Origin of the sequence: Burkholderia sp. E168m23 (assembly GCF_016586125.1) — a bacterium.
In the GTDB taxonomy this organism is placed as follows: Bacteria; Pseudomonadota; Gammaproteobacteria; order Burkholderiales; family Burkholderiaceae; genus Burkholderia; species Burkholderia orbicola.
Map to the genome: position 1 here is coordinate 1 of NZ_BCPP01000079.1, position 12,666 is coordinate 12,666.

The following is a 12,666-nucleotide window of genomic DNA, read 5'->3' on the forward strand; positions in this document are numbered from 1 at the left end:
AACTTCCTGATGTGGATCGGGCTCACGCATACGCCGATCGAGCTGTACCGCACCAACTACGCGGTATACATCGGGATGGTGTATTCGTACCTGCCGTTCCTCGTGATGCCGCTCTATGCGCACCTCGTGAAGATGGACCTGCGCCTGCTCGAAGCCGCTTACGACCTCGGCGCGAAGCCGTGGAAGGCGTTCGTGCAGATCACGCTGCCGCTGTCGAAGAACGGCATCATCGCGGGCTGCCTGCTGGTGTTCATCCCGGCGGTCGGCGAGTACGTGATTCCGGAGCTGCTCGGCGGCGCGAATACGCTGATGATCGGCCGCGTGATGTGGAACGAGTTCTTCAACAACGCGGACTGGCCGATGGCGTCTGCCGTGACCTGCGCGATGGTGCTGCTGCTGCTCGTGCCGATGGCGATGTTCCAGCACTTCCAGGCGAAGGAACAGGGAGGCCGTCGATGAAGCCGAATCGCTACCTGCAGTTCGCGGCGCTGTTCGTCGGCTTTGCGTTCCTGTACATCCCGATCATCAGCCTGATCGTCTATTCGTTCAACGAGTCGAAGCTCGTCACCGTGTGGTCGGGCTTCTCGTTCCGCTGGTACGCGGCGCTCGTCGAGGACGACGAGCTGCTGACGGCCGCGTGGCTGTCGCTGAAGATCGGCGTGCTGACCGCGTTCGCGTCGGTGTTCATCGGCACGTGGGCCGGCTTCGTGCTCGCGCGGATGGGGCGCTTTCGCGGCTTCGCGCTGTTCAGCGGGATGATCAACGCGCCGCTCGTGATTCCCGAGGTGATCCAGGGGATCTCGCTGCTGCTGCTGTTCATCGAGCTGGCGAAGTGGATCGGCTGGCCGGCCGAGCGCGGCGTGTTCACGATCTGGCTCGGCCACGTGATGCTGTGCATCTCGTACGTCGCGATCATCGTGCAGTCGCGCGTGCGCGAGCTGAATCCATCGCTGGAAGAAGCCGCGCTCGATCTCGGCGCGACGCCGCTGAAGGTGTTCTTCACGATCACGCTGCCGCTGATCTCGCAGGCGCTGATCGCGGGCTGGCTGCTGTCGTTCACGCTGTCGATCGACGATCTGGTGCTGTCGGCGTTCCTGTCGGGCCCCGGCTCGACGACGCTGCCGCTCGTCGTGTTCTCGCGCGTGCGCCTTGGCCTGAACCCGGAGATGAACGCGCTCGCGACGCTGTTCATCATCGCGGTGACGGCCGGCGTCGTGATCGCGAACTTCGTGATGCTGCGTCAGGAGCGCAAGCGGCTGGCGGGGTTCGCGGCCTGACACGCCGATTGCGGCCATCATGAAAAACGCCCGGTGCCGACGACGAGTCGGGCCGGGCGTTTCGTTTTGGCGGTGCGCAACGATCGCCGGCGCGTCGCCGTCGTTCATGCGCCGAACGCCGCCTTGGCCAGCAAGCCGAGCGCGACGCACACGAGCACGGCCGCAAAACCGGCCTGCACATGCCGCGCGGCGAGGTGGCGCGACGCACCGCGGCCGGCGGCCATGCCGAGCGCGGTCGCGACGGTGAACCACAGCGTCACGTCGAGTGGCGCGCGCGTGCCCGACACGAGCGTCGCGAGCACGCCGCCGGTGCCGACCAGCGCGATCACCATCAGCGACGTCGCGACCACCCCATGCATCGACACGTTCGTGAACTTGCGCAGCATCGGCACGATCACGAAACCGCCGCCGACGCCGAGCAGCCCCGTCATCAAGCCCGTGACCGCGCCGGTCGACGCCAGCGCGATGCCTACGGGCCACGACCACACGAGCCGGCCCGTGTCGGGATTCACGCGGCCGACGCACAGCGGCGACGTGTCCGTATCGGTCGCCTGCCGCCGCAGCGCCTGCCGCAACAGGCGAGCGGCGACGACCAGCATCGTCAGCGCGAACAGCGTGAGCAGCAGGCGCTGCGGCAGCACGTGCGCGAGCCGCACGCCGAGCGTGGTCAGCGGCACGCCGGCCACCGCCATCAGCAGCGCCGCGCGGTAGCGCACGAGCCCGCGGCGAAAACCTTCGAGCGCGCCGAGCGCGGCGCTGCCCGCCACTGCGACGAGCGCGACGGGCGTGGCCTGCTGCATCGGCCAGCTCATCCCGACGACGAGCGCGGGCACCGCGAGAATGCCGCCGCCGGCGCCGGTCAGGCCGAGCACGGCGCCGACGAAGCCGCCGAGTACGAGGGAAATCAGCATGACGTCATCGCGCTCCGGTCACCGTGCGATCGCGGGCTTCGCGAGCCATTCGCGGCCCTTGAGCATCGCCTTCCAGTAGAGCGGCGGCAGCACGCGCTCCTTGAGCAGCCACGCGAGCCGCGACGGGCGCGTGCCGTCGATCAGCCACGCGGGGAAGGTCGGCGCGACCTTGCCGCCGTACAGGAATTCGGCGAGCACGATCTTGCCGCGCTCGACGGTGAGCGGACACGAGCCGTAGCCGTCGTAGGTGGCGTCGCCGTGCGCGCGGCCGAGCGATGCAAGCAGGTTGTGCGCGACGACGGGCGCCTGCTTGCGGGCGGCCGCGGCCGTTTTCGCGTTGGTCGTGTTGGTGACGTCGCCCAGCGCGTAGATGTCCTCGAACTGCTTGTGGCGCAGCGTCGCCGGATCAACGTCGATCCAGCCGGCCGCGTCGGCGAGCGGGCTTGCGCGCACGAAGTCCGGCGCCTTCTGCGGCGGCACGACGTGGATCATGTCGAACGACCGCTCGACGGTTGCCTTGCCGCCGTCGGGCAGCGCGCGCGAGAACGTCGCACGGCGCGCGGGCCCGTCGATCGCGACGAGGTTGTGGCCGAACGACAGTGCGATGTCGTAGCTTTTCACGTACTCCATCAGCGCGGGTACGTAATCGGCGACGCCGAACAACGCGCCGCCTGCATTCAGGAATTCGACGTTCGCGGCGTCGAGGCGCCCCGTGCGCCGCCAGTGATCGCACGACAGGTACATCGCCTTTTGCGGCGCGCCCGCGCACTTGATCGGCATCGGCGGCTGCGTGAAGAGCGCATTGCCGCCGCGGAACGCGCGCACGAGTTCCCACGTGTACGGCGCGAGATCGTAGCGGTAGTTCGACGTGACGCCGTTGTGGCCGAGCGTGTCGGCGAGGCCGTCGATCGCGTGCCAGTCGAGCTTGAGCCCCGGGCACACGACGAGCTTGCGATAACCGATGCGCCGGCAGCCGTCGAGCACCACGACGTGCGCGCCGGGCTCGAAGCCCGCGACGGCGGCCCGGATGCGGTGTACACCGCGCGGCAGCACGTCGGTCATCGGCCGCGCGGTGGTGCCGGGCTGGAACACGCCCGCGCCGACCATCGTCCAGCCGGGCTGGTAATAGTGGACGTCGGCGGGATCGATCACCGCGATGTCGAGCGACGCGTCGCGCGCGAGCAGGCTCGACGCGACCGCGATGCCGGCGGCACCCGCGCCGACGATCACGATGTCGTGCCGTGCGTCGACGGCCGGCGCCGTGTGGCGGCTGTTTTGCGTGACACGCGATGCAAGCGCGCTCAGGTCGTAGCCGGCCGGGCCGGCGGTGGCGACGAGGTCGTCCAGCGGACGCAGCCCCGCCTGCGACAGCGCCCACAGCGTGGCCGAGCGCGTGCCGCTGCGGCAGTACGCGAGCACGGGCCCGTCGAGCGACGCGACGAGCGCGCCGAACTGCGCAGCCTGGTCGTCGGTCACCTTGCCGGTATCGACCGGCAGGTAATGCACGTCGATACCGAGCGGCGCGGCGGCCGCGCGGATCTCGGTGACGGTCGGCTGGTCGGCGCCTTCGCCGTCGGGCCGGTTGCAGATGATCGCGCGGATGCCCGCCGCGTGAAGCGCGGGCAGGTCGGCCGCCGCGATCTGCGGCGAGACCGACAGCGTGTCGGTCAGCTTGCGGAGGGTGGTCATGTCGGGGTTCTCGGTGGGGTGCGGGCGCTCAGATCGCGTCGAGCGGAATCTTCAGGTAGCGCACGCCGTTGTTCTCGGGCTCGGGCAGGTGGCCGGCGCGCATGTTGACCTGCACGGACGGCAGCATCAGCACGGGCATGTCGAGCGTCGCGTCGCGCGCGGTGCGCATCGCGACGAAATCGTCCTCGCTCACGCCGTCCTTCACGTGCACGTTCGCGCGGCGCTGCTCGGCGACGGTCGTCACGAACTGCACGTCGCGGCCGCCCGGCTGATAGTCGTGGCACAGGTACAGGCGCGTGTCGGGCGGCAGCGCCAGCACGCGCGCGATCGAGCGGTACAGCGTGCGCGCGTCGCCGCCGGGGAAGTCGCAGCGGGCCGTGCCGTAGTCGGGCATGAACAGCGTGTCGCCGACGAACGCCGCGCGCTGCGTCGCGTCGTCCACGCAGTAGGTCATGCACGCGGGCGTGTGGCCCGGCGTGTGCAGCGCGCGGATCGTCAGCGCGCCGAGCGCGAGCGTGTCGCCGTCGTCGACGAGCCGGTCGAACTGGCGGCCGTCTTCCGCAAAGCCCGGCCCTGCGTTGAACAGCGTGCCGAACACGTGCTGCACGCGGCGCACGTGCGAACCGATCGCGATCTGGCCGCCGACCCGTGCTTTAAGGTACGGCGCAGCCGACAGATGGTCGGCATGAACATGCGTCTCCAGCAGCCAGTGCACGGTCGCGCCGAGTTCGGCGACGCGCGCGATCAGCCGGTCGGCGCTGGCGGTGCGCGTGCGGCCGGATTTCGGGTCGTAGTCGAGCACGCTGTCGATCAGCGCGCATGCGCGGCTCGCGGTATCGAGCAGGAGATAGCTGACGGTGTGGGTGGCCGGGTCGAAAAAGCCTTCGATCGACAGGGCGGGGGCGTTGCTCACGGGGTGTCCTCGAACGGGGTTCTGCATCTGCAATCGCGGTCTTTGTTTCAAGAAGCGTGCCAGTCTGTGGCGCAGCATCCGCCGATGTGGCAGGGGCTTGATTCAGCACGGGTTTTCGGGGCGTCGGCGGCCCTGAGAAGGTGGCGGCGACATCCGGCGGCAGACGAGGACTGCCACAGCTGGCAGTGTCGTGGCAGAATTGGCAGCCAGCCTGGCAGTCCGTCCGGGCGCCCCTTCGCCGAGCGAGCCGCCGCATGAATCCGCACGACACCATTCCGATCGTCCCTGTTCCGCGCCGCGACGCGATGCCGGATGTCCACGCACTCGTCGCGTATCTCGAGCAGGACCCGCAGCCGATGATCGTGGTCGACCCCGACTACCGCATCCTCGCGGCGAACGATGCGTATCGGCGCCAGTTCGGCGTGGCCGGCGTCGAGCACGTGGGCCGGCACTGTTTCCAGGTGTCGCACCACTACGACGTGCCGTGCGACCAGGCCGGCGAGCATTGCCCGATGAAGCAGGCGCTCGAGTCGCGCGGGCTGAACCGCGTGCTGCACATCCATCACACGCCGCGCGGCCCCGAGCATGTCGACGTCGAGCTGCGGCCGATCTTCGATGCACACGGCAACGTGATCGCGTATGTCGAGCGGCTGACGACCGTGCGCAGCGCATCGGCGCAGCCGAGCGCGGAAGGGCTCGTCGGCGGCTCGGACGCGTTCAACGCGGCGCTCGGCGCATTGCAGCGCGTGGCGCCGTCGACACTGCCGGTGTTGCTGCTCGGTGAATCGGGCACCGGCAAGGAGTTGTTCGCCCGCGCGCTGCACGAGGCGAGCGACCGCGCAATGGGGCCGTTCGTCGTCGTCGATTGCTCGGGGATCGCCGAGACGCTGTTCGAGAGCGAACTGTTCGGCTACGAGAAGGGCGCGTTCACCGGCGCGAACCAGCGCAAGCCGGGCCTCGTCGAAACTGCGCAGGGCGGCACGCTGTTTCTCGACGAGATCGGCGACGTGCCGCTGCCGATGCAGGTGAAGCTGCTGCGGCTGATCGAATCGGGCACGTTCCGGCGCGTGGGCGGCGTCGAGGCGCTGCGTGCGGATTTCCGGCTGGTCGCGGCCACGCACAAGCCGCTGCGCGAGATGATCGACGACGGCCGGTTCCGGCAGGATCTTTACTACCGGATCAACGCTTTTCCGATCCCGCTGCCGGCGCTGCGCGAACGGCAGGGCGACGTCGCGCTGCTGGCCGAATCGATCCTGCGGCGGATCGCGAATGCGCGCGGCAAGGCGGGCGACGCGAATGCACGGCCATTCACGCTGACCGAGCGCGCGCGGGCATGCCTCGATGCGTATGCGTGGCCCGGCAACATCCGCGAGCTGCGCAACGTGCTTGAACGCGCGTGCCTGTTCGCGGACGACGGGACGATCCGCGTCGAACATCTGCCGGCCGAACTCGTCGCGGCAGCGGCGGTGCCTCACGCGCAGACGGCCGACGCGCGCGGCGTGTCGGATGCTGAGCTGGTTCGTATCACGCGCACGTTCGACGGCACGCGCAAGGCGCTGGCCGAACAACTCGGATTGAGCGAGCGGACGCTGTACCGGCGGATGAGGGCGCTCGGGCTCGGCTCGCGCGAGCGCTGAACGGGCGGGTCGCGCGCGGCTGGCGGCGGCACGCGGCTTTGCCGATAATGGCGCGTTCGATTTCAGCGCTTTCGCTCCCGCCGATGAAAAGACATGCCCTTTCGCGTTGCCTGTGGCTCGCAGTCACAGCGCTGGCCAGCCCGGCGCATGCCGCCGACTACACGTGGACCGATGCGGCCGGCGCGCACGTGGTGACGCTCGCCAGAACCGCGTCCGGCGACGACGTCGAGCTCAAGGTGTCCGCGACGCTCGACGGCCACCCCGACTGGACGGTGCGTGACTACGTGAAGGATTGCCCGGTCGACGTGATTCTCGATGTCGTGCCGAAGTCGATCGAAATGCGCGACCTGCTCGGCAACGGCCGCAAGCAGTTCCTGTTCGCGTACAAGATTGGTTGCCGGGGGGACGTGAGCGCCGATCAGGTCAAGTACTTCCTGGTCGACGCGGGCACGAAATACGTGCTGCGCGGCGAGGAAACCGTGACGATCAACGGCAAGTTCGTCGACGGCGGCGCGGCGCCCGTGCCGAACGCGGACCTGAAGGCGCAGCCCGCGTTTCTGCGTTACATGACGCAGCGCTGGCGCGGGATCAGCATGCGCAACGATTAGGCGGATGCTGACCACCGTGCGCGCGATGCCGGCTCCCCATGGTGAAACGGGCGGCACACGGGAAACCCGCGTGCCGCGCGCCCGTCACGCGATCAGCGCACCGGCGCCAACTGCGCCATCGCTGCGCGCACGAAACCGAGCAGCGTGTCGTCGGTCCACGAATCCTTCGTCAGCGCCGGCTCGTTCATCAGCGCGTGGCGGAATTTCGCGTGCGTGGCCGGATCGTGGCCCGCGTAGCTGCAGAACAGCTCGAGCCAGCGCTGCGCGAGCGCGCGGCCTTGCGGCGAATCGGGCTGCGCGCCCGCATCGATCGCGTCGCGTACGTCGGCCATCAGTTGCGGCCATTCCATCGAGCGTTCGCGGTAGTGCGCCCGCATGAAGCGGATCTCGTCCGGCTCCAGATACTTCTCGAAGAGCCGCATCTTCGTTTCCGCCGAAGCGCGCAGCACATAGTCGCGCAACGCGGTCGAAATGCCGATCTTCGACTGCATCGACGGTTCGTGCTCGTGCATCAGGTTCAGCTTCGCGAGCAGGCGCGGATCATTGTTCGTGTCGCGCACCAGTTGCGCCATCCAGCGCGCGGCGAGCGCACGGACGCGCTCGTCCTCGGCGGGCACGCCCGCCTCGTGCAGCGCGCGCACTTCGGCGACGAGCGCGATCCATTCCGCGTCGCCGGCCTGGCTCTTCTGGTACATCGGCAGGCGCGCGAGTTCTTCCTCGGAAAAATATTTGTCGTACACGGTCATCAACTCCAGTGTGGTGAGCCAATCGGCCAGTTCCGGCTCGGTGCCCGCCGCGAGCTGCGCATGCAGGCTCGCGAGCCGCTCGCGCAGCTGCGCGGTTTGCGCGAGCTGGCGGTCGAGCGACGCGATCTGCCTGGCGACGAGATCGACGAGCGGGGTACCGGGCTGGTTCAGGTAGTCGCCGATTTCGGCGAGCGACAGTCCGAAGCGACGCAGGGCCTGGATCTGGTGGAGCCGGGCGATGTCGTCGCGGTCGTACAGCCGGTAGCCGTTGTCGGCGCGCGCCGAAGGCGTCAGCAGGCCGATTGCGTGATAGTGATGAAGCGTGCGGACGGTCAGCCCGCTGCGTTTCGCCAGGTCTCCCACTTTCAGCCGCATTCGTTCCTCCGTTCGGTGCGCACACTGGAGTCTCGAACGTTACGCTACGTGAGGGTCAAGCGAAAGAGCGGCGATCGGACGCGCGTGGCGGGAATCCGCACGCGCGTCCGATCGAAGGGGGCTGGTTATTGCGCAGAAGGGACGGCGGCGTCGGGCGTGGCGGCGCGTGCCTGCGTGCCGGCCGTGCCGTCGCCGGCCGCGTGGCCGGTTTTAGCGGACTTGTCGCCGGTGTCGGCCGGCGGCGTGCCCATCGCCTGGTAAAGCCGCGCGGTATCCGCGAACCGTGCGCCGGTCGCGCGAATCTCGTCGAGCCGCGCATTGCGGTACTGCAGCTCGCTCGCGCGCGCCGCCGACGGCGGCAACGCGCCGAGCCGCACGCGGGCGGCCGCATCGTCGTATGCGCCCCGTGCGGACAGCGCGGCGCGCGACGACGCATCGAGCGCCTCCGCGTCGTGCTCGAGCGCCGCGAGCGAATCGGCGACGTTCTGGAACGCGCCGAGCACCGCCTGCTTGTACTGGTCGACCGCGGCCTCGTAGGTCGCCTTCGCCGCGCGGCGCTGGGCGAGCAGCGCGCCGCCATGGAAGATCGGCTGGCTCAGCGACGCGCCGACGTTCCAGATCGCACCGGCGCCCGACAGCATCGCCGGCCAGCTGAAGCCGCCTTTGCCCATCGCCGCCGACAGCGACAGTTGCGGAAACATCTGCGCGGTCGCGAGGCCGACTTCGGCGGCGGCGGCCTTCAGCCCCGCGTCGGCGGCCTGGATGTCCGGGCGGCTTTGCAGCAGGTCCGACGGCACGACGACGGGCACCTGCTCGGGCAGGTGCAGATCGGTGAGCGCCAGATCGGCCGGCGGCCGGTCGGGCGTGCGGCCGACCAGCACCGCCAGCGCGTGACGCGCCGAGTCGCGCTGCTGGCGCAGCGCGGGCAGGCTCGCGGCGAACGTGTCGGCGCTTTGCCGGGCATTCAGCGCGTCGCTGCGCGAGGCCGAACCGAGCGCATGGCGGCGCTCCGCGTCGTGCGCCTGGTCGTTCGCGAGCGCGACGAGCCGCTCGGTCGTGTCGATCTGCGCATTGAGCACCGACACGGTGATCGATGCGGTGACGATGTTCGCGGCCAGCGCGCGCCGCGCGGATTCGAGCTGGAACGCGCTGACGTCGACGCGTTTCGCGAGCGCGCGGTTCGCGAAGCGCGACACACCGAACAGGTCGACCGTGTAGCTCGCCTGCAGTTGCCCGACGAACGTGTCGTACAGCAGCGTCGGCGCGCCGAGCGCGGGAATCGGCACGCCGAGCGCGCGCTGGCGCGTGGCCTGGCCGACCGCGTCGATCGACGGCAGCATCGAGCTGCCGATCTGACCGCGCAACTGTTCGCGCGCGGCATCCAGCGAATGCGACGCCGCGCTCAGCGTCGGGCTGTTGCGCAGCCCTTCGTCGACGAGCGCGTTCAGCGCATCGGAACGGTACTGTTTCCACCAGTCCGGCACCGGCTGCGCGCCGACCTCGAACTGCTGCGCGACGCCGTGCGCGGACACGGTCTGCTCGACTTGCGGCGCGGCGCCGTAGTGCGCGGGCGACGGCATCGCGGGCGGCTCGCCGCTCGGTGCGAACCACGCGCAGCCCGCGAGCGGGCCGGCGATGCTCACCACCGTGAGCGCCCGCACGGCTTTCGTTTTCAGGGTCATCGATCGATCCATGGTCAGGCTCCCGACGGCGCGGCAGGCGTGCCGCCTGGCGGCGGGCCGTCCTGCGGGTCGCGTTCGTCGCGCTTCACGCGGAACCACGTCGCGTACAGCGCGGGCAGGTAGAACAGCGTCAGCACGGTCGCGCTCGTGATGCCGCCCATCAGCGCGGTCGCCATCGGCCCGAAGAAGTTCGAGCGCAGCAGCGGGATCAGCGCGAGCACCGCGGCCGCGGCCGTCAGCGTGATCGGCCGGAAGCGCCGCACGGTCGCGCCGATGATCGCGTCGACACGGCCGTGGCCGGCCGCGATGTCCTGCTCGATCTGGTCGACCAGGATCACCGAGTTGCGCATGATGATCCCGAACATCGCGATCACGCCGAGCATTGCGACGAAACCGAACGGCTGGCCGAACAGCAGCAGCGTCGCGACCACGCCGATCAGCCCGAGCGGCGCGGTCAGCACGACCATCAGCACGCGCGAGAAGCTCTGCAGCTGGATCATCAGCAGCGTGAACACGGCTATCGCCATCAGCGGCATCTGCGCGTTGATCGACTTCTGCGCCTTCGCGCTTTCCTCGACCGAGCCGCCGATGTTGATCTGATAGCCGACCGGCAACTGCGCGCGCAGCGCATTCAGCTTCGCGTCGACCGCATGCGTGACGTCGATGCCCTGGGCGCCGGCGCGCACGTCCGACTGCACGGTGATGGTCGGCTGGCGGTCGCGCTCCCACACGACGCCGTATTCGAGCGTCGGCGTGAAGCGGCCGAGCGAGCCGAGCGGCACGGGGCCGTTCGGCGTCGGCAGCGCGAGGCCCGCGAGCTTGGCCGGATCGACGCGGTCGGCGCGCGGCGCGCGCAGGTCGACGGCGATCAGCTTGTCGCGCTCGCGATACTGCGTGACGGTCGTACCGGACAGCGTCATCGCGAGGAAGCTCGACACGTCCTGCGACGTGACGTTCAGCTCGCGCGCCTTTTTCTGGTCGAGCTCGAAGCGCACCGAGCGCTCGGCCGGCTCGTCCCAGTCGAACTGCACGTTGACCGTGCGCGCATCGCCGCGCATCGTCGCGGCGACCTTCTCGGCGATCGAGCGGACCGTCGCGATGCTGTCGCCGCTCACGCGGAACTGCACCGGATAGCCGACCGGCGGGCCGTTCTCGAGCCGCGACAGGCGCCAGCGCACGGCCGGGAACGTGTCGCGCAGCGTCGTTTCGAGCCAGGTCGCGAGCTTCTCGCGGTCCTCGACCGATTTCGCGGTGATCACGAACTGCGCGAAGTTCGGCAGTTGCAGCTGCTGGTCGAGCGGCAGGTAGAAGCGCGGCGCGCCGCTGCCGACGAAGTTCACCGCATGGTCGATCTCGGGCCGCTTGGCGATCGCTTTCTCGAGGCGCTCGGTCTCGCGCAGCGTCGCCGCGAACGACGCGCCTTCGGGCAGCCGCAGGTCGACCAGCAGCTCGGGCCGGTCGGAGCTCGGGAAGAACTGCTGCGGCACCAGCGAGAAGCCCATCATCGCGACGACGAAGAGGGCGCCCGTGATCAGCAGCACGACGAAGCGCCGCTCGATGCACCAGTCGATCCAGCCGCGCAGCCGCCGGTAGAAGCGCGTGTCGTAGATCTCGTGCTCGTGATCGTCGGGCAGGTGCGCCTCGTGCGCGTGCCGCTTACGCTCGGGCAGCATGTGATAGCCCAGCAGCGGGATCAGCACGACGGCCGCGAACCACGACGCGATCAGCGCGATCGCCGACACCTCGAAGATCGAGCGCGTGTATTCGCCGGTGCTCGATTTCGCGAGCGCGATCGGCAGGAAGCCCGATACCGTGACGAGCGTGCCCGTCAGCATCGGGAACGCGGTGCTGGTGTACGCGAACGCGGCGGCGCGCGCGCGGGTGTAGCCCTGTTCGAGCTTCACGGCCATCATCTCGACCGCGATGATCGCGTCGTCGACGAGCAGCCCGAGCGCGAGCACGAGCGTGCCGAGCGACACCTTGTGCAGCCCGATGTCGAACAGGTACATGAACAGCGCGGTGACCGCGAGCACGACCGGAATCGAGATCACGACGACCATCCCGGTGCGCAGCCCGAGCGACACGAGGCTCACGACCAGCACGATCGCGACCGCCTCGGCGACGGCTTCGAGGAAGTCGTCGACCGAATGCGACACCGCGTGCGGCATGCTCGACACCTCGGTCAGCTTCAGGCCGGCCGGCAGTTGCGCCTGCAAGTCCTTCGATTCGGCGTCGAGCGCCTTGCCGAGCCGGATCACGTCGCCGCCCGGCTGCATCGTCACGCCGATGCCGAGCACGGCATGGCCGTTCGTTCGCATCTGCGTGACTTGAGGATCGTCGTACCCGCGTTTCACGGTGGCGAGATCGCCGAGCCGGAACGTGCGGCCGTTGATGCGGATCAGCGTATTCGCGATCGCCTCGACGTTGTCGAACTGGCCGCTCGGCCGCACGAACACGCGATCGTCGGCGGTCGTCAGCACGCCGGCCGACGAGATGTCGTTCTGCGCGTTGATCGCCTGCCCGAGCTGCTGCGGCGAAATGCCCAGGCGCGTGAGCTGCGCGTTGTTGACCTCGATGAAGATCCGCTGGTCGGGGTCGCCGAAATAGTCGACCTTGCCGACGCCCGGCACGCGCAGCAGCACGGTGCGCAACTGGTCCGCGTAGTCGTGCAGTTGCGCGGGCGTGAAGCCGTCGCCCTCAAGCGTCCAGATGTTGGTGTAGACGTCGCCGAATTCGTCGTTGAAGAACGGGCCCTGCACGCCGGGCGGCAGCGTATAGCCGATGTCGCCCACCTTCTTGCGGATCTGGTACCAGGTTTCGGGCACGTC

10 protein-coding genes are annotated in these 12,666 nt (G+C 69.2%); 4 read left to right on the forward strand and 6 right to left on the reverse strand.

Going from position 1 to position 12,666, the window contains the following annotated elements; translation table 11 throughout:
• Both JMF90_RS06780 and JMF90_RS06785 read left to right on the forward strand, forming a co-directional pair.
• A partial coding sequence (locus JMF90_RS06780; RefSeq protein ID WP_201325001.1) for an ABC transporter permease subunit occupies positions 1-459 on the forward strand: 459 nt, incomplete at its 5' end.
• Positions 456-1,277, forward strand: coding sequence for an ABC transporter permease subunit (locus JMF90_RS06785; RefSeq protein WP_006475948.1), 822 nt, complete (start codon positions 456-458; stop codon positions 1,275-1,277). The genes JMF90_RS06780 and JMF90_RS06785, both read left to right, overlap by 4 nt.
• 104 nt (positions 1,278-1,381) lie before the next feature.
• Here JMF90_RS06785 and JMF90_RS06790 read toward each other — a convergent pair whose 3' ends face one another.
• Genes JMF90_RS06790 through JMF90_RS06800 form a run of 3 tightly spaced genes read right to left on the reverse strand, consistent with a single transcriptional unit; the run spans position 1,382 to position 4,817 of the window.
• Complete coding sequence (locus tag JMF90_RS06790) at positions 1,382-2,188, reverse strand: sulfite exporter TauE/SafE family protein (protein WP_054927869.1); 807 nt, start codon at positions 2,186-2,188, stop codon at positions 1,382-1,384.
• Between the two features lie 18 nt (positions 2,189-2,206).
• Positions 2,207-3,877: a bifunctional protein tyrosine phosphatase family protein/NAD(P)/FAD-dependent oxidoreductase gene (locus JMF90_RS06795; RefSeq protein ID WP_125380641.1), complete on the reverse strand. Its 1,671-nt coding sequence runs from the start codon at positions 3,875-3,877 to the stop codon at positions 2,207-2,209.
• 28 nt (positions 3,878-3,905) lie between these two features.
• Positions 3,906-4,817 carry an MBL fold metallo-hydrolase gene (locus JMF90_RS06800; protein ID WP_374039648.1) on the reverse strand — a complete coding sequence of 304 codons (912 nt, stop codon included), beginning with the start codon at positions 4,815-4,817 and terminating at the stop codon, positions 3,906-3,908.
• Positions 4,818-5,044: 227 nt separating this feature from the next.
• Between JMF90_RS06800 and JMF90_RS06805 the strand changes: the two genes are divergently transcribed.
• The gene (locus JMF90_RS06805; protein WP_125380643.1) at positions 5,045-6,427 is read left to right on the forward strand and encodes a sigma-54-dependent Fis family transcriptional regulator; all 1,383 of its coding nucleotides are present in this window, start codon (positions 5,045-5,047) and stop codon (positions 6,425-6,427) included.
• A gap of 83 nt (positions 6,428-6,510) precedes the next feature.
• Entirely contained in the window at positions 6,511-7,035 is a 525-nt protein-coding gene (locus JMF90_RS06810; RefSeq protein ID WP_125380644.1) for a M949_RS01915 family surface polysaccharide biosynthesis protein, read from the forward strand.
• Between the two features lie 92 nt (positions 7,036-7,127).
• Here JMF90_RS06810 and JMF90_RS06815 read toward each other — a convergent pair whose 3' ends face one another.
• The 3 genes from JMF90_RS06815 to JMF90_RS06825 all read right to left on the reverse strand — a co-directional run.
• Complete coding sequence (locus JMF90_RS06815; RefSeq protein WP_125380645.1) at positions 7,128-8,156, reverse strand: MerR family transcriptional regulator; 1,029 nt, start codon at positions 8,154-8,156, stop codon at positions 7,128-7,130.
• A gap of 125 nt (positions 8,157-8,281) precedes the next feature.
• Positions 8,282-9,850 carry an efflux transporter outer membrane subunit gene (locus tag JMF90_RS06820; RefSeq protein ID WP_125380646.1) on the reverse strand — a complete coding sequence of 523 codons (1,569 nt, stop codon included), beginning with the start codon at positions 9,848-9,850 and terminating at the stop codon, positions 8,282-8,284.
• Between the two features lie 2 nt (positions 9,851-9,852).
• Positions 9,853-12,666, reverse strand: a 2,814-nt coding sequence (locus JMF90_RS06825) for an efflux RND transporter permease subunit (RefSeq protein WP_201325002.1), incomplete at its 5' end; no start/stop codon positions are given.